Origin of the sequence: Streptomyces sp. CB02959 (assembly GCF_002803155.1) — a bacterium.
Lineage (GTDB): Bacteria > Actinomycetota > Actinomycetes > Streptomycetales > Streptomycetaceae > Streptomyces.
This window is the reverse complement of sequence record NZ_NNBP01000016.1, coordinates 106,097-130,759: the sequence shown is the minus strand read 5'-3', so window position 1 is coordinate 130,759 and position 24,663 is coordinate 106,097. Positions and strand designations below refer to the sequence as shown.

The following is a 24,663-nucleotide window of genomic DNA, read 5'->3' as shown; positions in this document are numbered from 1 at the left end:
CCGCCTGCCCGCCCGACCACTACATGTCGGGCAGGCCGTGGCGCTTCCAGATGGCCTTGCCGCAGTAGACGGCGCCGTCGCCCGGCTTCCAGAGGCGGTCGCTTCCGCACGCGTCGTTCGGCGCACCGTTCGGGTACACCTTCGTGATCTGCACGGTGTACTGGTACTTGGCCGGGATGCCGGCGCCGCACGGGGTGACGGCGTTCCGGTAGACGGAGAGCGTCCGGCCCTGGGCGTCGGCGAACATGCACTGCCCGGCGGCGTAGTTGCGCTTCAGGCAGAGGTTGGTGTCGGAGCTGTCGCTGTTGCTGTGGAACCAGGTCTTGTCGGCCGAGGCGCAGCTCCCGGAGCGCTCGGTCGACGTCACCCGGTAATAGGCGTCGCTGCCGGCGCAGCTGGTCACCGTCGGGGTGGACGGGGTCCAGTCCAGGCCGGTGCCGGAGTAGTTGCCCAGGCAGTCGGCCGTGGCGACGCGGCCGAAGGCGATGTCCTCGGCACTGGGGGGACTGGGGCTGGGACTGTACGAGCTGGGACTGGGGCTGGGGCTGTAGGTGGTGGGGGCGGGGCCGACGCCCGCTCCACCGCTGCGGCTTCCGCCGGAGGTGCCGGCGCTCAGGTCCCGGGCGGCGCTGCTGGGCGTCGTCGCGCTACTGGTCGACGGGCCGGCCGACGTGTCCGTCGACTGGTTCACGTTGTGCTGGACCAGCCAGATGATGCCCAGGACGACGAGTACCGCCCCGAACACCGCGCCCCATTCGACCTTGCTCTCCTGTTTCCCGCCGCCGGCCGGCTTCGGCGGCGGAACGCTCTTCTTCGGCTCCGGGCGCGACGCCTGCTTCGGGGCCTCCGCCCGCGGCTGCGCCTCCTGGGTGAGGAGCTTGGTCCGGCCCGGCAGGTCCGAGGTCCAGCCGCGGGTGACCGTCTCGGCCTCCGCCTGGTCGGCGGCGCGCCGGAGCCGGCGGCCCTCCTCGGCGTACTGGCCGATCAACGCCGTCCAGCCGGGCGGCAGGAGCCTGGTGGTGCCGGTGGCGAACCGCCGGTTCAGCTGCTCGGCGGTCGGCCGGTCGGCGGGCCGCACCGCGAGGCAGTCGCGGATCACCGCGGTGAGGCCCGCGGGCAGCCCGTCCAGGCTGATGGCGGCCCGTCGCACGTAGTTGAGCTGCTGGAGCGGCTCGTGGGTCTCCGGGTAGGGCAGTTTCCCGCACGCCACGTAGTACAGCGTGATGCCCAGCGCGTAGATGTCCGAGGCCGGGGTGCTGGGCTGCCCCTCGGCCTGTTCCGGCGCGGCGAAGGCGATGGTCCCCAGGGTGAGCCGGGTGCTGGTGAGATCGCTGGCGTGGGAGATGCCGAAGTCGATGACCTTCGGGCCGTCGACGGGCAGCAGGATGTTCAGCGGTTTGACGTCCCGGTGCACGATGCCCTTGCCGTGCAGCTCGGTCAGCGCCCGCACCACCCCGGAACCGATCCAGCGCACCGCGCGCTCGTCCCGCAGCGACCCCTGCTGCACCACCAGCGCCTCCAACGAGGGCGCCGGTACGTACTCCATGGCCATCCAGGGCCGGCCGGCCTCGACGTCGGAGTCCAGTACCCGGGCGGTGTTGGTGCTCGTGACGCGGCGGGCGAGCCGGACCTCGCGGTCGAATCGCTTGCGGGCCTCCGCGCTGACGCCCCCCGGGGCCAGCAGGGTCTTGACGGCGGCGATCCGGCCGGAGCGGGGATCCCGCCCGAGGTAGATCACGCCCATGCCGCCGGTGGCCAGCTGGCCGAGCAGCTGATACGGACCGAGTCGGCGCACGTCACCACTGAGTGCGAACACGCCCATCTCGAACGGGTCTGTCACAGCGGCACCCCCCTGTGCTGCTTCCCATGGTGGTACTGACGCACGCCGTCGAACTCCGGTTCCGCAGACCCAAGTTGATCACGGGCGGCCGGGCGCTCCCCGGGACGGCACCACCTTTTCGCATGGCCGCCGGGGCGGGCCCGGCACCGGCACCCGAGCGCCCCGACGGCCGACGGGCCTCGGCCCACCGGACCTCGACCGGCCGGGACTCAGTCCCGGACGCTGCCGAAGAAGTCCAGTAGTGCCGCGTTGACTTCATCGGGGCGTTCCTGCTGCGTCCAGTGGCCGCAGCCCGGGAAGAGCTCGCTGTGGTGCAGTCGGGGCAGCACCTGCGGCAGGGCGGCGATGAAGTCCCGCGCTCCGGGCATGGCGGTGACGAGGTCCTCTTCGCCGGCGAGGTACAGCGCGGGCACGGAAAGGGGCAGCCCGTCCAGTGCGGCGGTCAGTTCCCAGTTGAGATCGGTGGCGCGGTACCAGTTGAGGCCGCCGGTGAACGCCTCGGCGCCGTGCGGTGCGTACTCCGCCACGAACGCGTCCACATCGGCCTCGGTCAGCCAGTCCGGCAGCTGCTCGGGGTCCGCGAGCGCGTCGAGGAGCCGCCCGCCGGGCGGGACCGTCCAGAGCCTGCTGCCGTCCTCCGTGGGGAGACCGGCCAGGGTCCGCCGGAAGGTGGAGCGGATGTCCTCCGCCAACTCGGCGTCGGCGCGGCCCGGTTCCTGGAAGTAGACGAAGTAGAAGCGCTCGCCGAGCCGCTGCCGGAAGCCGGCCGCCATCGACTGTGCGCCGCGCGGGAACGGCGGCACGCTGAGACCGGCGACGCCGCGCACCAGGTCGGGACGGAGCTGCGCGGTCGTCCAGGCGACCGGCGCGCCCCAGTCGTGGCCGACCAGGAAGGCGCGGGACTCCCCCAGCGCGTGGATCAGGGCGACGACGTCGCCGGTGAGGTGGTGGATGGTGTACGAGGACGGGTCCTTGGGGCGGTCGCTGCGGGCGTAGCCGCGCTGGTCGGGGGCGACGACCCGGTAGCCGGCGGCGGCGAGCGGCTCGAACTGGTGCCGCCAGGAGTACCAGCACTCGGGAAAGCCGTGCAGCAGCAGGACCAGTGGCCCCTCCCCCTGTTCGGCGATGTGCAGCCGCACTCCGTTGACCTCGACGTGACGGTGCTTGATGGCCGTCGTCATCCTTGTGCTCCCTCCATGAGACGTCGGACCCGCGGGCGGGCCGACGAGGCCCCGGGTCCGTCCCTGAGCCCTACCCCGTTCCTCCGCCCCGGCCGCCCGCGAACCGGTCGTCGGGCCCTGACCGGCGACGTGCCGCGCCGGGTATCCGACGGCGGGGCCGACGACAGCCGGGCCGGCGTTCAGAAGGTGCCGGTCAGCCCCTCGATCGCGGTGCGGGCCCAGTCCTGCGCCCCCGCCGCCGTACCGGCCACCACGCCGGTGGCGACCGGGGCCAGCGTTCCCCTGAGCAGGGCGAGTGCGCGGCGGAGCCGACCGGCCTCGGGCGGGGTCGGCTCGGTGATCGTCGCGAGCACCTCCCGGGCCGCGGCCTCGGTGTCCTCGCGGTCCTGGTCGGCGAGACCGACCCGGGGCAGTTCCCGGAGCAGGTCGGTGACCAGGGCGGCGAGCGCCTCGAAGCCCGGCGCGGCGGGGCCGGCGTTCTGCTGGTGCTGGGTGACCGTGTGGTTGTTCCAGGCGAACTGGGCGCCGGAGACCTCGGCGTGGAACACCGGCCCGGCGGCGTTGTCGGCGTGCTGCGGGTCGTTCATGCGCGGGATCCGTCCTCGTCGGTCTGCTGCTGGATGACGTCGTGGTTGTTCCACGCCAGCTGGGTGCCGCTGACCTCCCGGTGGAAGACCGGGCCGATGAAGTTGTTGACGGTCGTCGGCGCGGGCTCGGCGGGCTCCGGCTCCTTCGTGACGACCGCCAGCGACGTGCGGAGCGAGACCAGTTCGACGCGGCCGTTGTGCTGCACGGCCACCCCCTGTGTGCCGTCCACGGAGCAGTCCGCCAGCCGGCCGGCGCACTTCTCGTCGAAGCTCGCACCCGCGGCCGCGCAGTCGACGAACCCGCTGTCCGCGACGTCCAGATAGGCGGAGCCCAGTCCGCAGAGGCCGAACGCCTCCGAGCCGGTCACGGTGAGGTTCCGCGCGACGAGCCGCGCCCGGCCGAACCCGAGGGCCCCGCCGGAGCTCACCCCTTCGACGGCACAGCCGTACGCGAAGAGCTGGGCGTCCTCGCCGACGCCGAAGCCCAGCCGACCGCGCTCCGCGACCACGCCCTTGAGGGTGACCCGGGAGTGGCCGAGCACCTCGGCCGCGGACATGCCGAAGTCCCGGAACCGGGAGTCGGAGACCTCCGCCGTGGTGCCCGCACCGCCCCGGGTCTCCAGGCCCGACGGGCAGCGCTCCACGCGGACCTGCTCGAAAACGGCCTTGGCGTCGTCGCTGACCCGCAGTGCCACGCTCGTCAGGTCGCCGATCTCGACCCGGGTGAAGCGGCCTCTGGCGGCGTCGGTGACGGCGATGCCGACGTTGCCTCCCGAGATGCGGCAGCCGTGGACTTCGGGAGCCCCGCCCTGGGTCGACAGGACCGCGACGTTCCCCGCGGCGAGGACCTCGCAGTCCTCGAACCTGCCGCGGCCCGACGTCTGGACGTTGATACCGGTGTCGCGGCACGCGGTGAGCGTGCATCCGCGCACCACCGGGTCGGCGCCGCTCGCCACCGCGATGCCGTGTTGGGTGTCGGTGACCCGGGCCCCGTCCACGGAGCCCCTGGACTGCTCGATGAACATCACCGCCTCGGCGTCCACGGCGTGGATCGTGCAGCCGGACACGGTGAGTTCCGCCTGGGTGTCCGCCACGAGGGCGGCCTTTCCGGTGCCGGTCAGCTCGCAGCCGGTGACCTCGGCCCGGGCATCGCTGACGCGCACGCCGTGGATGCGGCTGCCACCGATCCAGCTGTCCCGGACCGCGACGCGGGCGCCTTCGATCACCGCGACGGCGTTGTCGGCGGCGTCGCTGAACCGGCACCGTTCGATGAGCCCTCCGGCGCCGGCGAAGAGCGTCCGGCCGTGCCGGATCGCGCTGTCCCGCAGCGTCACGGCGGTGTTCGGCCGCCCGCGCACGCTGACGCCGTTGTGCGCCCGGACCTCCGAGTGCTCCAACGTGAGCGTGCCCGCACGGCAGTCGACAACGTCGGCGTCCCGGCCGATCAGCACGAGGCCGTGGACGCGCGCCGCCCCGGAGGCTTCGAGGACGGTTCCGCGCGGCCGATGCACCACCACGGAGCCCGGGCCGTCGACCGCGACCAACTCCACGTCGCCCCGGACGGTGAGCGCCTCCTCGTAGCGGCCCGGCGCGATCTCCACGCGCGCCGCTCGGCCGCGTCCGGCCGCGGCGTCGAGGGCGGACGCGATGTCGGAGTAGCCGCGACGACCGCGCCGCGGCGAGACGAAGTACCTCGCGACCATCTCGACTTCCCCCACGCCGCCCGTTCGGAGCCGTCGATGCTACCCGAACGGCGTGCTGTTACGGGGGACTTGGCAGGGCCCGGCCGGAGTTCCCGGTCTCCACCGGCGAGTCGCGGCCACGTTCGGACTCCGGAGGGGCAACGGCTCACCGCCCCGGCGGAAGCACCGCGAAGAGCGGTGGTGAACCAGGTGCAGACGGGCGCGAGTGCGGGTGACGCGGGCCAGCCGTTGATCGTCGCCAGGAGCTGCCGGTAACGCTTGGCGTGCGGGTCGACGGTCGTCCGGAGGCGGGCGAGGAGCCAGGGCTGCGGTCCTGGTGGCGGTGGACTGTTCTGCCGCCCCTCCGGAAAGTCCGCGTGCGGCGCCGCGAACGGAGCAGCGGCCGGCGCGACGTCCGCAGTCCGCCGGCGAGCCCCGCTTACGCCGTTCGGGTGGCCAGGCGCCACTTCTCGTCGAGCGGCACATCGCCGGCGGGATGTCGGCGGATCGCTTGTGACTACGCAGCGCGCGTTCATCGGGAGGGGCGGGCGTCGGTCGCCGAGCGCCCGTTGGGGTGGAGAAACCTTGTGGACGACGGTGCAGCCGGCAGCTCGCGGCCCGATACTTGATCCGCCGGAGCAGTCCGATGGAAAGGTCACCCGATTGGCTGATTACCTATCAGGAAAGTCTGCGTGAGGTCAGCGTCAGTCCCGCCGGAAGCCGCCGCCAGGCGCCCTGGGGCGCCGAGATCAAGAACCAGCGAAACCGCATCTGACCTGCAAAGACATAGGTCACGGACGTGCTTGTCAGGATCCCTGGAAGGTACCCATGAAGATGTTGATCAACGTCGCCGAAACCGTGGTGGCGGATGCCCTGCGGGGGATGGCCGCGGCACACCCGGAGCTGGTGGTGGACGTGGAGAACCGGGTGGTCGTGCGGCGGGACGCGCCGGTGGCCGGGAAGGTGGCGCTGGTCTCCGGCGGCGGGAGCGGACACGAGCCGTTGCACGGGGGGTTCGTGGGGCCGGGGATGCTGGATGCGGCGTGTCCGGGCGAGGTGTTCACCTCACCGGTGCCGGATCAGATGGTGCGGGCCGCGGCGGCGGTGGACTCCGGGCGCGGGGTGCTGTTCGTGGTGAAGAACTACACGGGTGACGTGCTGAATTTCCGGATGGCGGAGGAGCTGGCGGAGGACGAGGGGGTGCAGGTCGCCAGCGTGCTGGTCGACGACGACGTGGCGGTGCGCGACTCGACCTTCACCGCGGGGCGGCGCGGGACCGGGGCGACGCTGTTCGTGGAGAAGATCGCGGGGGCCGCGGCGGAGGAGGGGATGCCGCTGGAGCGGGTGGAGGCGGTGGCCCGCCGGGTCGTGGCGTCGTCACGGAGTTTCGGGGTGGCGCTGAGCGCCTGCTCGACGCCCGCCAAGGGCGGTCCGACCTTCGAACTCCCCGACGGTGAGCTGGAGTTGGGGGTGGGGATCCACGGCGAGCCGGGGCGGGAGCGGCGGGCGATGATGACGTCGCACGAGATCGCGGACGTCGCGGTGGATGCCGTCCTGGCGGACCTGCAGCCGGAGTTGCCGGTGCTGGTGCTGGTGAACGGGATGGGGTCGACGCCGCTGCTGGAGCTGTACGGCTTCGGCGCGGAGGTGCGCCGGGTGCTCGACGAGCGCGAGGTGGCGGTGGCCCGTACGTTGGTGGGGAACTATGTGACGTCGCTGGACATGGCCGGGGCCTCGGTGACGTTGTGCCAGGTCGACGGGGAACTGCTGCGGCTCTGGGACGCGCCGGTGGCGACGGCGGGGCTGCGGTGGGGGCGGTAGGCGGTAGGCAGTAGGCGGTGGAAGGTAGTTGGGTGTCGCTCGTGCAGAGGGGTGATGGTGTGGTGGACACGACGCTTGACGGTGGGTTCTTCGTGCGGTGGATGGCCGCCGCGGCCGGTCTGGTCGACCGGGAGGCCGGGCGGCTCACCGAGCTGGACTCGGCCATCGGCGACGCCGATCACGGGGCCAATATGCAGCGGGGGTTCGCGGCCGTGGTGAAGGCCGTGGAGGCCGAGCCGCCCGGTGCGCCGGGGGCGGTGCTGGTCGCCGCGGGACGGCAGCTGATCTCGACGGTCGGGGGCGCGTCCGGGCCGCTGTACGGGACGCTGCTGCGGCGGACCGGGAAGAGTCTCGGCGAGGCGCCCGAGGTGACGGTGGCGGAGCTCCAGGCGGGGCTGCGGGCCGGGGTGGCGTCGGTGCGGGAGCTCGGGGGTGCCGCGCCCGGGGACAAGACGATGGTGGACGCGCTGGAGCCGGGCGTGGCGGCCTTGGAGACGTCGCTGGACGCGGCGGCCGCGGCGGCCGAGGAGGGGGCGCTGGCGACCGTGCCGATGCTCGCCAGGAAGGGGCGGGCGAGCTATCTGGGGGAACGCAGCATCGGGCACCAGGACCCGGGCGCGACGTCCTCGGCACTGCTGTTCGCGGCCCTCGCGGAGGTGGCGCGATGAGCGGCGCGGACGCCCTGGTGGGCGTGGTGCTGGTGTCGCACAGCAAGGCGGTCGCGGAGGCGGTCGCGGAGCTGACGGTGGGGCTGGCCGGCCAGGGCGCGAAGGTGCCGGTGGCCGCGGCCGGCGGGACGCCGGACGGCGGGCTGGGGACGAGCTCCGAGCTGATCGCGGCGGCGGCGCGGCAGGTGGACCGCGGCGCCGGGGTGGCGCTGCTGGTGGACCTCGGCAGCGCGGTGCTGACGGTGAAGGCGATGGTCGCGGAGGGCGACGAACTCCCGGCGGACGCCCGGCTGGTGGACGCGCCCTTCGTCGAGGGTGCGGTGGCCGCCGTGGTCAGCGCGTCGGCCGGGGCGGATCTGGCGGCGGTGGTGGCGGCGGCCGAGGAGGCGCACGGGTACCGCAAGGAGTGAGGGCCCGGCCCTCCGGGGCCCGGTCCGCGGGGTGCGGGCTCAGGGTTTGCGGGCGACCGCGGCGTAGCAGGCGGCCTCGGCGTCGGTGACGTGGGTGGCGTCCTCGGGGCGGTCGGGGCGCCACTGGTGGGAGAGGGTGACGCCGGGGTCGAGCAGTTCCCAGCCGTCGAAGAAGCGGAGGAACTCGGCGCGGGTGCGGAACTGCAGCTCGGTGCCCGCGTCGCGGTAGATCCCGATGATCCGGTTCATCATCTCGGCGCTGTAGTCCGGGGTGGCGTGGGTCATCGCCAGCGTGCTGCCGCTGGGGAGGGCGGCCTTGAGGGTTTCCACGACGGTGTGCGCGCGGTCGTGGCCGTCGTCGGTGACGAAGTGCATCAGGGCGTTGAGGCTCAGCGCGACCGGCCGGGTCAGGTCGAGGGTGGCGCGGAGTTGCGGGGCGGTCAGGATGCTGCCGGGGTCGGTGACGTCGGCCGGTACGTAGGCGGTGCGGCCCTCGGGGGTGCCGTGCAGCAGGGCGGCGGCGTGGGCGAGGACGATGGGGTCGTTGTCGGTGTAGACGATGCGGGCGTCGGGGGCGGCGCGCTGGGCGAGCTCGTGGAGGTTGGGCGGGGTGGGGATGCCGGTGCCGATGTCCAGGAACTGGCGGAGGCCGGCGGCGGCGAGGTGCCGGGTGGCCCGGTGCATGAACTCGCGGTTGATCCGGGCGGCCACCAGGGCGGCGGGGAAGACGCCCAGGACGCGGCCGGCGGCCATCCGGTCGGCCAGGAAGTTGGTCTTGCCGCCCAGGAGGTAGTCGTAGATGCGGGCCGAGTGCGCCCGGTCCAACTGCAGGTCCACCACGGGCTCGTGGTCGTTCATCGCGTACTGCCTCCCCCTCGCCGGATGCTTCTCCGGCCGGCCGCTCCCCAGCGGGCGCGCCGTCGCGGAGAGCACTGCCCGGTGCGCGCGTGTTCATGCGCCGGGGCGGCTCCGTGCGCCGGGTGCCGGTCATTCCGCGCCGGGGTGCCGATGGTCGCGTCGCGGACGCCGGTGCGCGGGTTTTGATCGTTCTCGGTCACGAGTAGTCATGTGCATACGGAGCGCAGGAATATTTGTCGTCCGGTGCCACAAATCAGCGAGGTTTCCTGTTGATTGGAGGGTGAGGGCAAACCGCTCTCCCGGCGCGGCCCCCGGTCCTCGGTGGTGCCGCGGCGGTGCACGGCGACGGAACGAGGACGGCGCGTGAGCACACACCGGGACCGACTTCTGCCGGCCAGGAGGCCGGACCGTGTTGCCCTGCCGGAGATAGCCGTTGCGCAGGAATCGGGCGGCCGGTTGACGCTCACCTTCCAGGCGTTCCTGGCGACCCACGCCCGGAGGTGGCTGGCCTACGCCTATCTGCACACCGGCAGCGAGGCCGCCGCCCGCGAGGTCACCCTGGCCGCCTACGAGCGGCTCGGCCGGGTGTGGCCGCACGCGCTGCGCCAGGCGTCGGTGGAGGCGTACGCCTGGGCGGTGCTCAAGGAGCGGGTCATGGAGTGGCTCTACGACCGCCGGCAGCCGACCGCGCTCACCGAGACCGCCGCCTTCGCCGTCGTCACCCATGCCCTGCTGCGCGAGTGCCAGCAGCAGTTCGCCATGTTGGAGAGCCAGTTGGGGCTCTATGCGGCGATCTCGCGGCTGCCGGAGCGGCAGTGCGACGTGATCGTGCTCCGGCATGTCATCGGGTACCGCGACGTGGAGATCGCCGCGCTGCTCGGGGTGGACGAGGTCACCGTGCGTTCGTACGCGAGCCGGGGCAAGCGGAAGCTGGCCGCCGCACTCGGCATCGATCAGGGATAGTCGGCCCACCGCGGCCGGACAGTTCAGCGGGAGTCGAACATGGGGGAACGGAAGATGACCAGGGCGTACCGGGATGTCGGCGAACGGCGGGAGACCGTCGAGACGCTGCTCAGCGCCGCCGCGGCGGTGGCCGGGATCGACGGACTGGCGGACTTCGGCGCGCTGGACGACGCGGGGGCGCTCGACGGGCTGGGCTGTCTGGCGCCCGCCGCGGTGGCCGGGCGGACGGCGGAGCTGCCGCCCACGGTGGTGCCGCCGCCGGTCCCGTCCGGTCGGGCCGCCCCCAGCGGGTATCCCACCGCGCGGGACGAGGCCACCCATGAACTCCAGTTGGCGTGCGCGCTGGTGGTCAATGCGGCGGCGGCCGCGGCGAGCCTGGAGCGGCTGGTGAACGACCACCACATCGACCCGGAGGGGGCGCTGGTCTTCGGGTGCCTGCTGCACATCACCGGGCGGTCCGCGGCCGCGCACTTCTGGTGGCACTTCGGTGCCGGGGCCGGCAGCCGGACCGCGGCGTACTGCCTGTACCTGGCGCACCGTCGGGACGGCGAGTTCCGCGATGCCTCCTACTGGCGCGAGCAGGCCGCGCACGCGCCCGACGAGGAGCCCCGGGCGGTGGCGGCGTTCGACGAGAAGCAGCTGCTGCCGGACGAGGCCCGGCACAACCTGCTCGTCCAGTGGCACAGCGGGCTGGCGCCGACGCTGCCGACCGCGCTGGAGAACGTGATCAACCGGCTGGTGGTGGAGGGGGACGACGAGGACTTCGGGGTCATTCCCCGGCCGTCGCCGACGCTGGTGGCGGACCTGGGGCGGGCCCTGCCCTGACACCGGACGGTGGTCAGAGGAAGTCGACGCCCTGGGCGAGCGGGAGGTCGGCGGAGTAGTTGACGGTGTTGGTGGCCCGGCGCATGTAGGAGCGCCAGGCGTCGGAGCCGGACTCCCGGCCGCCGCCGGTGTCCTTCTCGCCGCCGAACGCGCCGCCGATCTCCGCCCCCGAGGTGCCGATGTTCACGTTGGCGATGCCGCAGTCGGAGCCGTCGGCGGCCAGGAACCGTTCGGCTTCCCGCTGGTCGCGGGTGAAGATGCTGGAGGACAGGCCCTGCGGGACGCCGTTCTGCAGGGCGATGGCCTGGTCGAGGGTGCGGTAGGTCAGGACATAGAGGATCGGGGCGAAGGTCTCGGTGCGGACGATGCCGGTCTGGTCGGGCATCCGGACGAGGGCGGGCCGGACGTAGGCGGCGTCCGGGGCCTCGGCGGCGAAGCGGCGGTCGCCGCCGGTGAGCACGGTGCCGCCGTCCCGCCGCGCGGCGGCCAGCGCCTCGGTCATGGTGGTGTGCGCGGCCGTGCTGATCAGGGGGCCGACGAGGGTGGCCGGGTGGTCGGGGTTGCCGAGCGGGAGTTGCTCGTAGGCGTGGGTGAGGCGCTCGACGAGGCGGTCGGCGAGGTCCTCGTGGACGATCAGCCGGCGCAGTGTGGTGCAGCGCTGGCCCGCGGTGCCTGCGGCGGCGAAGACCACGCCGCGGACGGTGAGGTCGAGGTCTGCGGAGGGGGCGACGACGGCGGCGTTGTTGCCGCCGAGTTCCAGCAGGCAGCGGCCGAACCGGGCGGCGACCCGCGGCGCCACCCGGCGGCCCATCCGCACCGAGCCGGTCGCGCTGACCAGGGCCACCCGGGGGTCGTCGGCGAGCCGTTCGCCGTGTTCGGGTCCGCCGAGCAGCAGATGGTGGACGCCGGGCGGGGCGCCGGTGTCGGCGGCGGCGCGGGCGAGCAGGGCGGTGCAGGCGAGTGCGGTGAGGGGGGTGAGTTCGGAGGGTTTCCAGACCACCGGGTCGCCGCAGACCAGGGCGAGGGCGGTGTTCCAGGACCAGACGGCGACCGGGAAGTTGAAGGCGGAGATCACCCCGGCGACGCCGAGCGGGTGCCAGCTCTCGGAGAGCCGGTGGCCGGGTCGTTCGCCGGCGATGGTCCGGCCGTAGAGCTGTCGGGAGAGGCCGACCGCGAAGTCGCAGATGTCGATCATCTCGCGCACCTCGCCGAGCGCCTCGGAGCGGATCTTGCCGACTTCGAGGGTGACCAGGTCGGCGAGGTCGTCCTGGTGGGCGGTGAGCAGTTCGCCGAGCCGTTTGACCAGGGCGCCGCGGACCGGGGCGGGGACGGTGCGCCAGGTGAGGAAGGTGCGGTGGGCGTCGGCGAGGGCGGCCTCGGCCTGGTCGGGGGTGGTGGCGGGCAGGTGGGCGAGGACGGCGCCGGTGAGGGGGGTGCGGGCGGGGAGCGTGGCGCCGGTTCCGGGGGCCTGCTCCGGGTGCGCGTCGAGTCCGGCGGCGCCGCAGCGGCGCAGCGCGGTGCCGGCCCGGTCCCGCAGGACGTCGGTGCCGGGGAGGCCGAGGGTGGCGGGATGCGCGCTGACGGTCATCGGTGACTCCTATGCGGGCGAGGGGTGGTGACTAGTTGTCGGACGCGGCGGTGGGCGGCGGGGTGTCCAGGGCCTGGCGGGCCGCGTCGGCGCGCAGGGCGGTCAGGGCCACGCGCAGGGAGTGGTCCTGTTGTGCGGCGTAGCCGGCGAACGGGTCGTGTACCGGGCGGCCGAGGGCTTCGGAGAGGCGGTGCGCGTCGAAGGGGGTGCCGTCGCGGTGCGGGTCGCGGGTGCCGTCGCCGGTGAGGTTGGAGCGGAAGATGCCGGCGGCGGAGCGGGGCAGGAAGTCCTCGTAGACGACGGGGTGGGCGGTGAGCCAGCCGTCGGCGAGCAGGGCGGCGAGGTCGGCGGGCGGGCGGCGGCCGTCGCGGGGGCGGTCGGCCACCGGGCGGTAGGTGAAGAACGCCAGCCGTTCGGCGGCGAGTTGGGCCTCGGTGCGGGGGAAGTCGCGTTCCCACAGGGTGCGGGCGGTGGCTTGGCGGTCGGCGTCGGGGCGGTCGGCGGTGCGGCGGTCGGTCTCGGCCGTGAGGGTGTCGTAGCGGGCCCGGCCGGTGCGGGTCAGGGCGATGCCGCGGGCCTCGACCTCGCCGAAGCGGACCCGCAGGGCGCCGCGGGTGAGCCGGCCGTCGGGGTCGCGGAAGGTGCGGGGTTCGGCCAGCGCGCGGAAGGAGGTCTGGCGCAGCAGGACGTCGGGGCCGGCCCAGCGCGGCGGCCCCTGGATGCGGTCGATCATGGTGATGCCGCGCTCCCCCATCCGCCGGTAGAGCGCGTCGATGTCCAGGACGCGCGGGGTGAGGTGGTTGACGTGGGTGGTGGTGACCCCGCCGATGTCGGCGGCGACCGCGGAGATCCGTTCCAGTTCGGCGTACCAGGCGCGGTCGACGGGTTCGGCGGAGAGGGTGAACGCGTCGACGGCGAGGGTGAGGAAGCGTTCCGCGGCGGGCTCGTCCAGGCCGTGTTCGCGTTCCGCCCGTTCGGCGAGGTGGAGGAGGTCGGGCGGGAAGAGGCGGCGGCGGGCGAGGAAGGCGTCCAGGCGGGATTCCAGGTCGGGGTCGAAGAAGCGGCGGTCGCCGGTGGTGAGGAGGGAGGTGAAGACCCGGAAGGGGTTGCGGTCGAGTTCGGCGGCGTCCAGGGGGCGGAAGGCGGTGGAGACGACGGGGACCGCGCCGATGTCGCCGTCCCGGAGGTCGTAGAAGCCGACCGGGTGCATGCCGAGCGCGGCGAAGACCTGGGCGGCCTGGCGGAGTTCGGTGGGGGTGCCGACGCGGATGGCGCCGTGGCGTTCGGCGGTGACCCGGTCGATGCCGCCGAGCCGGCCGGCGTGCGGATCGTGGTCGGCGACCTCGTCGTTGATCTGCCCGGTGACCTCCAGGAGGGTGGTGTAGGCGGGCACTTCGGTGCCGTACATGGCGGAGAGCCGGCGGGCGAACGCGGCGCGCAGCCGCCAGGCGGGGATCAGGGCCATGGGGTCTCCTCTCCCGGATCGGGCGGGGTCAGATGATGTGGGCTTCGGGGCGGGTGGCGCGGTGGCCGTCGAAGCGGGTGGCGGCGAGCGGGCCGACGTCGAGGAAGGGTTCGCGGCGCAGGTACAGGTCGCGGACGATCTCGCCGACGGCGGGCGCCTGGAGGAAGCCGTGGCCGGAGAAGCCGGTGGCGTAGAGGAAGCGGCCTGGGTGCGGGGCCTCGCCGATGAGGGCGTTGCGGTCGGGGGTCATCTCGTAGAGGCCGGCCCAGCCGCCGGTGATCGGCGCGCCGGCGAGTTCCGGGGCCCGGCGGGCCGCGGCGGCGCGGAACGGGGTCAGCCATTCGCGGCTGAACTCCCGGTCGTAGCCGGGCTGTTGGGCCGGGTCGGAGAGGCCCAGGAGCAGGCCGTCGGCGCCGTCGTTGTGGAAGTAGAGGGTGGAGCCGTAGTCGAGGGTGAAGGGGATGCGGGGCGGCCGGGGGCGCAGCGGCCCGGTGAAGGCGATCTGGCGGCGCAGCGGGGTGACCGGGAGGGTGACCCCGGCCAGTGCGCCGACCGCGCCGGACCAGGCGCCGGCGCAGCAGATCACGGTGCGGGTGCGGACGGTGCCGTGCGGGGTGCGGACCGCCGTCAGGTGGCCGTCGGCGGTGTCGATGGCGGTGACCGGGCAGCGGGTGCGGACGAGGGCGCCGAGCCGGCGGGCCGCGCGGAGGTAGCCGGTGACGGCGGCCGCGGGCGTGGCGTAGCCGTCGGTGGGCGAGAAGGCGGCGGCGACGAGGGTGCTCGGGTCGATGTAGGGGCAGAGGTCGCGGGCGGCGCGCGGGGTGATGATGCGGCTGGGTACGCCGTGGGCGTTCTGGATCTCGACGCCCGCGGTGAAGGTGTCCCGTTCGGCTTCGCTGCCGAGGAGGAAGAGGTAGCCGACGGTGTCCAGTCCGATGTCGGCGCCGGGGCGGCGGGCGAAGTCCCGCCAGGCGTCCAGGCTGCGCAGGCCGAGCCGGATGTTGAGCGGGTCGGAGAACTGCGCGCGGACCCCGCCCAGCGGTTTGCCGGACGAGCCGGAGGCGGGCAGGTCGCGTTCGAGCAGCAGCACCCGGCCGGCGTCCGCCTCGGCCAGGTGGAAGGCGATGCTCGCGCCGATCACCCCGCCGCCGACGACCACGACGTCGGCGGCGGAGGGGAGCGGTGCGGGCTGCGGGTCGGGGACCGGGGGAGCCAGAGCCGTGGGGTGGGCCATCGGGGCCGCCTTCCCGTCGTCGCGTCATCGGGTCGTCGGGTCGTCGCGTGGGCCGTCCGGCCGCCGGCCGGGCAAGGCGGGGCGGCGGGGCCGGTGCCCTTCGATGGTGACGGGCCGGTGGCCGTCCGTCCATGCAGAGTCACTGGAGGTGATCTGTGAGGAGGCGTGGAGGTCCGGAGGGTTTGGCGGGGCGCGGGTGGTGCCGGTGGCCGGTGGGTAGGGTCCCGCCGTGGAATTGCCGGGGGTGCAGCTCAGGACGCTGCTGGAGCTGACCCGGAGCCGCACCATGACCGCGGCGGCCGCGGCGCTGGGCTACACACCGGGCGCGGTCTCCCAGCACATCGCGGCGCTGGAGCGGACCACCGGCACCGAACTCGTCCGGCGGGCCGGGCGCCGGGTGGAGCTGACGGACGCCGGGCGGACCCTGGCGGTGCACGCCGAGCGGATCCTGGGCGCCCAGGCCGAGGCGGTGGCGGCCCTGGAGCGGGCCCGCGGGGAGGTGGGCGGGCGGCTGCGACTGGGGGTGTTCGGGACCGCGGCGGCGGTGTTGCTGCCGCCGGCGCTGCGCCGGCTGGCGGCCCGGCATCCCGGGGTGCGGGTGGTGAGCCGCGAGGTGGACGTGGACCAGGCGTACGCGGAGGTGCTGGCCGGGCGGGTGGATCTGGCGCTGGGCCTGGACTATCCGGACGCGCCGCTGGACCGGGACGGGGCGGTGGAGCTGGTGCGGCTGCGCTCGGAGCGGTTCGCGCTGGCGGTGCCGGCCGGGCGGGTGCCCGGCGGGGCGGCGCGGGCGCCGCTGTCGCTGGCGGAGGCCGCGGCGTACGAGTGGATCCTGCCGGCGGCCGGCTCGTACTACGGGCGGGCGATCCGGACCGCCTGCCGGCGGGCCGGCTGCGAGCCGCGGGTGGTCCACGAGGTGACGGACACCGCGACGTCGCTGGCGATGGTGGGGGCCGGGCTGGGGGTGGCGCCGCTGACCGGGCTGATGCTGCGGCTGCGGTCGGAGGGGATCGTGGCGGTGCCGTTGCGGGAGACCGTCGAGCGGCACGTCGTGGTCGCGGTCGGGCGGGCCGCCCGGGCCAGGCCGTCGGTGGCGGCGCTGATCACGGCGCTGCGGGCGGGTGCGGAGGTGGGGGCGGGGCCGGAGCCGGGCCCGGGACCGTGACCGGCGGCGGCCGGACGCCGGGTCCGCGACCGGATGGCCGGAACGTCACACTCAGGAGTCAGGGCGGGTGCCCGGCCGGGCGTCGCTCGCAGGCGTGACCCCTCCCCCACATGGCCGAGTCCGGCCGCGGTCAGCCCGCGGTGGCCTCGTCGGCGGGCGGCGGCCAGGTGGGGCGGCTGGCGACGGGGACCGCGGCCAGGGCGTGGCCGACCGTCGGGTAGCAGGAGAAGACGCCCAGGGACTGCGTCCCGACCAGGAGTTTGAGCATCCGGACGCCCAGGGACGCCAGCAGGAGCCGGCCCTCCAGGCGGCGGCAGAGCCACTCCAGGGCGAGCAGGCAGCTCAGGCCCCGGGAGTCGCAGAACCGCAGGGCGGTCAGATCGAGTACGAGGAAGCGGTGACCGGCCGAGACGATGGACCGCGCCTCGGCGAGGAACGCCTGCTCGGTGCGGAGGTCGAGCTCCCCGCTGACCCGCAGCACCGCGCACTCGTCCTCCTGGACGAGTGCGGTGACCGCCAACGACCGCATCTCCGAGCTCATGTCGTCCAGCCTAAGCGCCGTCGGACCCCGCACCACCGGGGTGTCACCGGCGTACGCGGGCGAGCGCGGGCGGCCGCCGCGGGCACGCGCACGGCCCGGAACGGGCGCGACCAGGGAGCGGGGCACGGGAGAACAGCGTCCGGATGCGGTCGGAAACGGGCAGATTTGATGCCGCTGCGGGCCGCGACGGGCGCATGATCTGTTGCTATAAACCTGGCTGCGGGCAGAAACGGGCACCGCCGTGACCGAACGGAAAGCGATCCGCACGGAACACGACCGAACGGAAGACGGCGGCGGGAGCGCGGCGGGCGCGTCCCGCCGGGGGCAGGAGAGAGCGATGAGGGCCGAGGAACGCCAGAGCCGCCTCCTGGTGCTCGCCCGGCAGTCCGGACGCATCGAGGTCGCCGAGGCGGCCGCCGCGTTCGGGGTGGCCCGCGAGACCGTGCGGCGCGATCTGCGGGAGCTGGAGCGCCGGGGGCTGGTCCGGCGGACGCACGGGGCGGCGTACCCGGTCGAGAGCGCGGGGTACGAGACCACGCTGGCGCGGCGGGAGACCCAGCAGGTGTCGGAGAAGCGGCGGATCGCGGCGGCCGCGGCGCAGTTGGTCGGCGAGGCGGAGACGGTCTTCGTCGACGAGGGGTACACGCCCGAGCTGGTCGCGACGCTGCTGCCGACGGACCGGCCGCTGACCGTGCTGACCGCGTCGCTGCGGACCGCGTCGCTGGTCGCGGCGTCCGACACGACGACCGTACTGCTGGCCGGTGGGCGGGTGCGGGCCGGCACCCAGGCGACGGTGGGGCCGTGGTGCCGGGACATGCTCGCCGGCTTCGTGGTCGACCTGGCGTTCGTTGGTGCCAACGGGATCTCCCGGGAGCACGGGCTGACCACGCCCGATCCGGCGGTCGCCGATGTGAAGGCGCAGGCGGTGCGCTCGTCGCGGCGGCGGGTGCTGGTCGGGGTGCACAGCAAGTTCGGGGCCAGCAGCTTCTGCCGGTTCGCCGGGATCGGCGACCTCGACGCGATCGTCACCGACACCGGGCTGTCCGCGCCGGAGGCGCAGCGTTACTCCCTCCTGGGGCCGCAGGTGCTCCGGGTCTGACCGCCCTCCCCCGTCCGCCGCCGGCCCGGCCGATGGCACATCTGACATGCCCATGCCCGTCCCCTCGGGCCGAACCACCCCGGAAAGGCAGGAGCCGTGCGCGCACGATCCCCCGGAGCCGTCGGCGGCGCGGGCCGCCGCATGCGATGGTCGGCAGCCCTCGCGGCCGCCCTCGCGCTGACCACCGCCGGCTGCTACCGCGGCGCCGGCGGCACCGGCGACGACGGCCCGCACACCCTCAACGTACTGATGGTCAACAACCCGCAGATGGTGGACCTCCAGCGGCTCACCGCCGAGCACTTCACCAAGGAGACCGGCATCCGGGTCCACTTCACCGTGCTGCCCGAGGACGATCTCCGCGACAAGATGAGCCAGGACTTCTCCAGCCAGGCCGGGCAGTACGACGTGGCCAGCCTCAGCAACTACGAGACGCCCCTCTACGCCCGGAACGGCTGGCTCACCCCGCTGGGCGAACTGGCTGGCAAGGACCGGGAGTTCGACCAGAAGGACCTGCTCGCGCCGGTGCGGTCCTCGCTCACCGCGGCCGACGGCGAGGTCTACGCGGAGCCGTTCTACGGCGAGTCGTCGTTCCTGATGTACCGCAAGGACCTGCTGAAGGCGGCCGGGCTGACCATGCCCGCCCACCCCACCTGGAACCAAGTGGCCGCCATCGCCGCCAAGTTGGACGGCTTCCGGCCGGGGCTGAAGGGCGTCTGCCTGCGCGGGCAGCCCGGCTGGGGGCAGCTGGCGGCTCCGCTGACGACGGTGGTCAACACCTTCGGCGGGACGTGGTTCGACAAGGACTGGCAGGCCCGGCTGGACGCCCCGGAGTTCGCCCGCGCGACCCGCTTCTACGTCGGACTGGTCCGCGCGCACGGGGAGCCCGGCGCGCCCCAGGCCGGCTACACCGAGTGCCTCAACGCCATGCAGCAGGGCAAGGTCGCCATGTGGTACGACGCGACCGCCGGGGCCGGGTCGCTGGAGAGCGCGGACTCACCGGTCGCCGGCCGGATCGGGTACGCCCCGGCACCGGTCGAACGGACCCGCAGCGCGGGCTGGCTCTACACCTGGGCCTGGGGCATCCAGAAGGCCGGTACGCACCAGAAGGCGGCCTGGGAGTTCGTCCGCTGGGCGTCCGGGGCGTCGTACGAGCGGCTGGTGGGCCGCGAACTGGGCTGGTCGCGGGTGCCGGCCGGGAAGCGGGCCTCGACCTACCGCGATCCGGACTACCTCAAGGAGGCCGGGGCGTTCGCGGCGGCCACCGAGCGGGCGATCACCTCGGCCCGGCCGGACGATCCGGGGGTGCAGCCGCGCCCGGCACCCGGGATCCAGTTCGTGGACATACCGGAGTTCTCGGACCTGGGGACGAAGGTGTCGCAGGAGATCAGTGCGGCGATCGCCGGCAAGCAGAGCGTCGAGGACGCGCTGCGGGCGGGCCAGCGGCTGGCCCGGGAGGTGTCCGATGCGTACACCGGTCGCTGAGCGCGCGAAGAAGTGGGCCCGGCGCGCCCCGCTGCTGCCCGCGCTGGTCTTCCTGGTCGCGGTCACCCAACTCCCCTTCGTGGCAACGGTGGTGATCTCCTTCATGCGCTGGAACGCGCTGGCCCCCGACCACCGCGGGTTCGCCGCCTTCGACAACTACCGGGCGGTGGTCACCGATCCGGCGCTGCGGTCGTCGGTGGGGACGACGGTGCTGCTGACGGTGGCGGTGGTGCTGGTCAGCCTGGGGCTGGGACTGGGGCTGGCGCTGCTGCTGGACCGGAGCTTCCGCGGCCGGGGCGTCGTCCGCACCCTGCTGATCACCCCGTTCCTGGTGGTGCCGGTGGCCGCCGCGCTGCTGTGGAAGCACGCGCTGTACAACGCCTCGTACGGGCTGTTCAACGGCGTCCTGACCTGGCTCTGGCAGCTGTTCGGCGCCGGCACCCCGCCGCAGCCGGACTGGATGACCGACTCCCCGCTCCTGGCGGTGGAACTGTCGCTGATCTGGCAGTGGACGCCGTTCATGATGCTGATCCTGCTGGCGGGGTTGCAGAGCCGGCCGGCGGACGCGGTGGAGGCGGCCCGGATGGACGGGGCCTCGACCTTCGACGTCTTCCGCCACCTCACCCTGCCGCACCTGCGGCGCTACCTCGAACTGGCGGCGCTGCTGGGGACGGTGTACATCGTGCAGAACTTCGACGCGGTGTTCACCCTCACCTCGGGCGGGCTGGGCACCGCCAACCTGCCGTACACCATCTACCAGACCTTCTACCAGGCCCACGACTACGGCCGGGCGTCCGCGCAGGGCGTCGTGGTGGTGCTGTGCTCACTGCTGGTGGCGAACTTCGCCCTGCGCACCGTGTCGTCCCTGCTGCGCGAGGAGATCACCCGATGACGCGAGGAGACCGCAGGGGCGGACGGCGGGTCCGCGGGGCGGCGCTGGGCCTGCTGGCCTGGCTGTGCGGGATCGCCTTCTTCCTGCCGGTGGCGTGGATGGTGCTGACCTCCTTCCACCGCGAGACGGACGCGGCGACCAATCCGCCGAGCCTGGCCGCGCCGCTCACCCTGCACGGGTACCGGGAGTTCTTCGGCCTCGGCGGCGCGGGGGTGAGCCCCTGGCCGCCGCTGCTCAACTCCCTCACCGCCTCGGTGGCTTCGACGCTGCTGGTGCTGGCACTGGCGGTGCCGGCGGCGTACGCGCTGTCCATCCGGCCGGTGCGCAAGTGGCGCGATGTGCTGTTCTTCTTCCTCTCCACGAAGATGCTGCCGCTGGTGGCCGGGCTGCTGCCGGTCTACCTGGTCGCCCAGAACACCCGGATGCTGGACAGCATCTGGCTGCTGGTCGTCCTCTACACCTCGATGAACCTGCCGATCGCGGTGTGGATGATGCGGTCGTTCCTGGCCGAGGTGCCGATGGAGATGCTGGAGGCCGCCTCGATCGACGGGGCCGGGCTGCCCACCACGCTGGTGCGGATCGTGGCGCCGGTCGCCCTGCCGGGCATCGCCGCGACCGCGCTGATCTCCTTCATCTTCAGCTGGAACGAGTTGCTGTTCGCGCGGGTGCTGACCGGCATCGTGGCCGGGACCTCACCGGTGTTCCTGACCGGGCTGGTCACCAGCCAGGGACTGTTCCTGGCGAAGGTGTGCGCGGCGGCCACCGTGGTGTCGCTGCCGGTGCTGGTCGCCGGGTTCGCCGCCCAGGACAAGCTGGTGCAGGGACTGTCGCTGGGCGCGGTGAAGTGACGGCGGACCATGTCCGGGGAACCAGGGAGCCGGGGACCGGTCAGCGGGCCTCGCCGGGCCCACCGGCGAGGACGTCCGCCAGCCGGTCCAGGAATTCCCGCTGGGCCGCGACCAGCCGCGCACGCGCCTGCTCCGGGGCCCACCACGCCACCCGGTCGATCTCCGGGAAGTTCCGGAGCACCCCGGAGCCGCGCGGCCACTCCATCTCGAACGTGCCGGGCTCGATGCCCGCCGGATCGAGGTCGGCCGCGACGGCCCAGACCGTCACCACCTTCCCGCCGGACTGGCGGACGTCCCCCAGGGGCACGTACCGCCCGTCCGGCGGCGGCACGCCCAACTCCTCGGCGAACTCCCGACGGGCCGCGGCCAGCGGCTCCTCCGGCGGTACGTACTCGCCCTTGGGCACCGACCAGGCCCCGGCGTCCCGGCGGGCCCACAGCGGCCCGCCCATGTGCGCCAGCAGCACTTCGGTGCCGCCGTCCGCGCCACCGCGGTGCAGCAGCAGTCCGGCACTGCGTCTGGCCGCCATCCGCTCAGGTGCTCCCTTCCCGTGCGCCGCGGGGCCGGGTCATCCGTGCGCGGCGAGCACGGTGTCGAGGGTGTCGGCCGCCGCGGCCGTCTTGTCGTCCCGGTAGCGCACCACGCGGGCGAACCGCAGGGTGACACCGGCCGGGTAGCGGGACGAGGTCTGCAGCCCGTCGTAGGCGATCTCCACGACGAGTTCCGGGCGGACGGTCACCACGTGCCCGTCGTCCGCCACCGCCAGCTCCCGCAGCCGTGCGGTCTGCCAGTTGAGAACGGCGTCGGTGAGCCCCTTGAAGGTCTTGCCCAGCATGACGAACCCGCCGTCCGCGGCCCGCGCCCCCAGGTGCAGGTTGGAGAGCCTGCCGGTGCGGCGGCCGTGGCCCCACTCCGCCGCCAGGACCACCAGGTCCAGGGTGTGCACCGGCTTCACCTTCAGCCAGGCGGCGCCCCGGCGGCCGGCGCTGTAGGGCGCGTCGAGGGCCTTGACGACGACGCCCTCGTGGCCGCGGCGCAGGGTGCGGTCGAAGAAGTCCGCCGCGGCGGCGCGGGCGCCGGGGTCGTCGGGGTCCGCCACGACGCAGCGCCGCACCCGCGCCGACTCCGGTACGAGCGCGGCGAGTTCGGCGTGCCGGAGATCGCCGGGAAGGTCCAGCAGGGCGCGGTCGCCGAGCGCGAGGAGGTCGAAGAAGACCGGGGTCAGCGGGAGGGCGGCGCGGGCCGCGGCGACGTCCGTCCGGGAGCCGAAGCGGCCGGCGATCCGCTGGAACGGGACCGGGCGGCCGTCCGCGTCCAGGGCGATCACCTCGCCGTCGAGGACGAAGCGCGCGGCGGGCAGGGTCCGGACGAGGGCGGTGACCTCCGGCAGCCGGTCGGTGACCTCGTCCAGGGTGCGGGTGTGGATCCGCACGTCCGGGCCGTCCCGGTGCACCTGCACCCGGATGCCGTCGAGCTTCTCCTCCACGGCGCAGCGGCCGAGCCGGCCGATCGCCTCGGCTACGGAGGCGGCGGTCCGCGCGAGCATCGGCCCGACGGGCCGGCCGACGGTGAGCCGGAAGTCGGCCAGCGCCGGCGGGCCGGTGGAGAGCAGTGCCCGGGCCACCTCGGGGAGCGACCCGGCGAGCATCACGGCGCGCCGCACCGCCTCCGGAGGTGCGCCGGTGGCGGCGGCGAGCCCTTCGACCGCGAGCGCGTCCAGGGCGCCCTGGCGGACCTCGCCGGTCAGCAGCCCGTACAGGAAGCGCTGCTCCTGGGCGGTGGCGGCGGCGAGCAGTTCCCGGACCAGCCGCCGCCGCTCGGCCTGGGCGCCGGGGCCGGCGACCCGGGCCAGGGCGGTCAGTGCGGTGTGCACGTCGCGGACGGTGAGGGTGGGCCGGTCGGCGGGCGGCGGCGGGTCGCGCAGGGCGCTCCAGCCGACCCCGATCCGACCCTGGGGCAGCCGCCCCGCCAGATACGGGATGACCACCGGGGCGTCCTCCGGGTCGGCGGCCCGGAACAGCTCGGCCAGCAGCGCGGTCTTCCGCGACCGGGCCGAGGTGGCGGCGACCTCGGCCGACACCTGCGCGAGAGCGGCGAGCAGCATACGGTCATTCTGCCCCCGGTGACCGAGCGCCGTAGTGGGCCACGGGGCGCCTCGGTCGGCGGGTGCGCCGCCGGTCGGGGAGGTGCCCGGGTACGCGTGGGCGCGGATCAGGGCGTTCCCGGCACGGCCTGGAGGTGCTCGGCGGCCTCGTCGGCGGTGTAGGTGGAGGCGAAGGTGAACGCGCGGGGGGACGGCCCGTACTCCCGCAGGTCCGCCAGCCGCTCCAGGGCCTCGCCGACGGTCGGGAGGTGGCCGGCGGGGACCCACCAGAGCACCAGGTGCGCCTCAACGTGCCGCTCGAACCATTCGCGGCGCCGCCGCATCGCCTCCAGGTGCCCGCTGCGGTAGGTGAACTCCCACAGGGCCGACGGGGTCTCCCACACCGACATGGTGACGATGACGTTCTCACCCAGCGGGCGCATGCCGGTGGCGTCGGCCTCCCCCTCCTCCACGAGCCGCCACACGAAGCCGGGCGCACCGTCGGCGGAGGCGTTGACCGGGTCGAGCAGTTCGACGAACGGCGCCGTGCGCGGGTCGTCGAGGGGGTGGTGGAGCGTGGCGACATTGAGTTGGGCGAGGTGGGCGGCGCGCTGGGATGCGGTCATGGCCTCATCCCAGCACGGTCCGCTTTTCTATGTCAATGATGATTGTTTTTAGACTCCTCGACCACCACGCAGCACTCCCCCGGCCGGGCGTCCATACGGGCCCGGACCGGGCCGTCCGCGCCGAGCAGCCCCTCCAGCAGCGCGAGGTTCATGCCGCAGACCAGCGGCGGGAAGCGTTCCGCGACGGCATGGAAGGGGCAGTTGCGCATACGGACGACCCGCCCCGCCGCCCCGGACGGCTCGTCGGCACCTTCCGCGCCATCGGCCCCTTCGGCGTCTTCGGCGTCTTCCAGGTGCGGTTCGTAGCCGCGGGCGGCCAGCACCTCCATCACCTCCGCGAGACCGCCGCACGGCGCCGCCGAGCCGCGCAGTGCCTCGCCCCGGCTGCGCGCGGCCGCGCGGAGCCCGGCGTCCAGCCCGGCCTGCTCCGCGGCCTCGGCGAGCAGTTCGGCGGCGGTGCGGTAGTCGCGGGCGGGCAGCGACACCGCCCGCTCGCCCGGCGCCCGCGTGTACACCTTGGCGGGACGCCCCGCCCCCGGGCCCGAGCGGCCCGTCAGGCGGCGACTGCCGCTCTCCAGCAGCCCGACCTCGACCAGCCGGTCCAGATGGTGCGCCGCGAGCGTGCGCGCCACCCCTGCCGCCTCGGCGGCCTCGTTGCGGCCGACCTCGCGGCCCTGGGCCGCCACGTACTCGTACAAGCGGCGCCGCACCGGATCCTGCAACGCCGCGATCGCGTCGATGTTCTCCACCCGGCCATTCTAGGAACAACGCAGGCTGGAGATAGAGAGCCGGGGGCGCGCCCCCG

23 protein-coding genes are annotated in these 24,663 nt (G+C 74.1%); 10 read left to right on the top strand and 13 right to left on the bottom strand.

The genetic code is table 11. From position 1 onward, the window contains the following. Positions 1–19: 19 nt before the first annotated feature. From CG747_RS25155 to CG747_RS25140, 4 genes are all read right to left on the bottom strand, one after another. The gene (locus CG747_RS25155; RefSeq protein WP_100604086.1) at positions 20–1,840 is read right to left on the bottom strand and encodes a serine/threonine-protein kinase; all 1,821 of its coding nucleotides are present in this window, start codon (positions 1,838–1,840) and stop codon (positions 20–22) included. A gap of 209 nt (positions 1,841–2,049) precedes the next feature. Beyond that, complete coding sequence (locus CG747_RS25150; RefSeq protein WP_100604085.1) at positions 2,050–3,021, bottom strand: alpha/beta fold hydrolase; 972 nt, start codon at positions 3,019–3,021, stop codon at positions 2,050–2,052. Positions 3,022–3,200: 179 nt separating this feature from the next. Further along, positions 3,201–3,608, bottom strand: a complete 408-nt coding sequence (locus CG747_RS25145) for a hypothetical protein (RefSeq protein ID WP_100604084.1) — start codon at positions 3,606–3,608, stop codon at positions 3,201–3,203. Next, complete coding sequence (locus CG747_RS25140; RefSeq protein ID WP_100604083.1) at positions 3,605–5,311, bottom strand: right-handed parallel beta-helix repeat-containing protein; 1,707 nt, start codon at positions 5,309–5,311, stop codon at positions 3,605–3,607. Before CG747_RS25140 ends, CG747_RS25145 begins: the two co-directional genes overlap by 4 nt. An 807-nt stretch (positions 5,312–6,118) precedes the next feature. On the opposite strand from CG747_RS25140, the gene dhaK reads away from it, so the two are divergent. From dhaK to dhaM, 3 genes are read left to right on the top strand one after another with little or no spacing between them, the layout of a single operon-like run. Beyond that, the gene (dhaK, locus tag CG747_RS25130; RefSeq protein ID WP_100604082.1) at positions 6,119–7,111 is read left to right on the top strand and encodes a dihydroxyacetone kinase subunit DhaK; all 993 of its coding nucleotides are present in this window, start codon (positions 6,119–6,121) and stop codon (positions 7,109–7,111) included. Between the two features lie 59 nt (positions 7,112–7,170). Beyond that, positions 7,171–7,779, top strand: coding sequence for a dihydroxyacetone kinase subunit DhaL (gene dhaL, locus CG747_RS25125; protein WP_100604177.1), 609 nt, complete (start codon positions 7,171–7,173; stop codon positions 7,777–7,779). Further along, the gene (gene dhaM, locus CG747_RS25120; RefSeq protein ID WP_100604081.1) at positions 7,776–8,189 is read left to right on the top strand and encodes a dihydroxyacetone kinase phosphoryl donor subunit DhaM; all 414 of its coding nucleotides are present in this window, start codon (positions 7,776–7,778) and stop codon (positions 8,187–8,189) included. Before dhaL ends, dhaM begins: the two co-directional genes overlap by 4 nt. A 39-nt stretch (positions 8,190–8,228) precedes the next feature. On the opposite strand, the gene CG747_RS25115 is transcribed toward dhaM, so the two are convergent. Beyond that, positions 8,229–9,047, bottom strand: a complete 819-nt coding sequence (locus CG747_RS25115; RefSeq protein WP_100604080.1) for an SAM-dependent methyltransferase — start codon at positions 9,045–9,047, stop codon at positions 8,229–8,231. A 363-nt stretch (positions 9,048–9,410) separates the two neighbouring features. Between CG747_RS25115 and CG747_RS25110 the strand changes: the two genes are divergently transcribed. Beyond that, entirely contained in the window at positions 9,411–10,010 is a 600-nt protein-coding gene (locus tag CG747_RS25110; protein WP_257980705.1) for an RNA polymerase sigma factor, read from the top strand. Positions 10,011–10,064: 54 nt separating this feature from the next. Beyond that, entirely contained in the window at positions 10,065–10,835 is a 771-nt protein-coding gene (locus CG747_RS25105; RefSeq protein ID WP_257980704.1) for a hypothetical protein, read from the top strand. Positions 10,836–10,848: 13 nt separating this feature from the next. Here CG747_RS25105 and CG747_RS25100 read toward each other — a convergent pair whose 3' ends face one another. The 3 genes from CG747_RS25100 to CG747_RS25090 are packed head-to-tail and all read right to left on the bottom strand — an operon-like array spanning position 10,849 to position 15,122. Next, a complete protein-coding gene (locus CG747_RS25100) occupies positions 10,849–12,423 on the bottom strand; it encodes an aldehyde dehydrogenase family protein (RefSeq protein WP_100604077.1) in 1,575 nt (524 codons plus the stop codon). 31 nt (positions 12,424–12,454) lie between these two features. Next, the gene (locus CG747_RS25095; RefSeq protein ID WP_180985700.1) at positions 12,455–13,888 is read right to left on the bottom strand and encodes a VOC family protein; all 1,434 of its coding nucleotides are present in this window, start codon (positions 13,886–13,888) and stop codon (positions 12,455–12,457) included. Between the two features lie 28 nt (positions 13,889–13,916). Continuing rightward, positions 13,917–15,122 carry an FAD-binding oxidoreductase gene (locus tag CG747_RS25090; protein WP_180985699.1) on the bottom strand — a complete coding sequence of 402 codons (1,206 nt, stop codon included), beginning with the start codon at positions 15,120–15,122 and terminating at the stop codon, positions 13,917–13,919. A 229-nt stretch (positions 15,123–15,351) separates the two neighbouring features. On the opposite strand from CG747_RS25090, the gene CG747_RS25085 reads away from it, so the two are divergent. After that, complete coding sequence (locus CG747_RS25085) at positions 15,352–16,287, top strand: LysR family transcriptional regulator (RefSeq protein ID WP_257980703.1); 936 nt, start codon at positions 15,352–15,354, stop codon at positions 16,285–16,287. Between the two features lie 130 nt (positions 16,288–16,417). On the opposite strand, the gene CG747_RS25080 is transcribed toward CG747_RS25085, so the two are convergent. After that, the gene (locus CG747_RS25080) at positions 16,418–16,828 is read right to left on the bottom strand and encodes an STAS domain-containing protein (RefSeq protein WP_257980702.1); all 411 of its coding nucleotides are present in this window, start codon (positions 16,826–16,828) and stop codon (positions 16,418–16,420) included. Positions 16,829–17,165: 337 nt separating this feature from the next. On the opposite strand from CG747_RS25080, the gene CG747_RS25075 reads away from it, so the two are divergent. The 4 genes from CG747_RS25075 (at position 17,166) to CG747_RS25060 (ending at position 21,149) form a co-directional block, all read left to right on the top strand. Next, entirely contained in the window at positions 17,166–17,927 is a 762-nt protein-coding gene (locus CG747_RS25075; protein ID WP_100604075.1) for a DeoR/GlpR family DNA-binding transcription regulator, read from the top strand. 141 nt (positions 17,928–18,068) lie between these two features. Further along, positions 18,069–19,409, top strand: a complete 1,341-nt coding sequence (locus CG747_RS25070; RefSeq protein ID WP_100604074.1) for a sugar ABC transporter substrate-binding protein — start codon at positions 18,069–18,071, stop codon at positions 19,407–19,409. Next, a complete protein-coding gene (locus tag CG747_RS25065; protein ID WP_100604073.1) occupies positions 19,390–20,301 on the top strand; it encodes a carbohydrate ABC transporter permease in 912 nt (303 codons plus the stop codon). Before CG747_RS25070 ends, CG747_RS25065 begins: the two co-directional genes overlap by 20 nt. After that, the gene (locus tag CG747_RS25060; RefSeq protein WP_100604072.1) at positions 20,298–21,149 is read left to right on the top strand and encodes a carbohydrate ABC transporter permease; all 852 of its coding nucleotides are present in this window, start codon (positions 20,298–20,300) and stop codon (positions 21,147–21,149) included. Before CG747_RS25065 ends, CG747_RS25060 begins: the two co-directional genes overlap by 4 nt. 40 nt (positions 21,150–21,189) lie before the next feature. Here the strand turns inward: CG747_RS25060 and CG747_RS25055 are convergent, their stop codons facing one another. The 4 genes from CG747_RS25055 to CG747_RS25040 all read right to left on the bottom strand — a co-directional run bounded on the left by CG747_RS25055 (position 21,190) and on the right by CG747_RS25040 (position 24,607). Continuing rightward, the gene (locus CG747_RS25055; RefSeq protein WP_100604071.1) at positions 21,190–21,678 is read right to left on the bottom strand and encodes an NUDIX domain-containing protein; all 489 of its coding nucleotides are present in this window, start codon (positions 21,676–21,678) and stop codon (positions 21,190–21,192) included. 39 nt (positions 21,679–21,717) lie between these two features. Further along, positions 21,718–23,253: an ATP-dependent DNA ligase gene (locus CG747_RS25050; RefSeq protein ID WP_100604070.1), complete on the bottom strand. Its 1,536-nt coding sequence runs from the start codon at positions 23,251–23,253 to the stop codon at positions 21,718–21,720. Between the two features lie 107 nt (positions 23,254–23,360). Continuing rightward, the gene (locus tag CG747_RS25045) at positions 23,361–23,858 is read right to left on the bottom strand and encodes a DUF3291 domain-containing protein (RefSeq protein ID WP_100604069.1); all 498 of its coding nucleotides are present in this window, start codon (positions 23,856–23,858) and stop codon (positions 23,361–23,363) included. A gap of 32 nt (positions 23,859–23,890) precedes the next feature. After that, positions 23,891–24,607: a metalloregulator ArsR/SmtB family transcription factor gene (locus CG747_RS25040; protein WP_100604068.1), complete on the bottom strand. Its 717-nt coding sequence runs from the start codon at positions 24,605–24,607 to the stop codon at positions 23,891–23,893. Positions 24,608–24,663 lie beyond the last annotated feature (56 nt).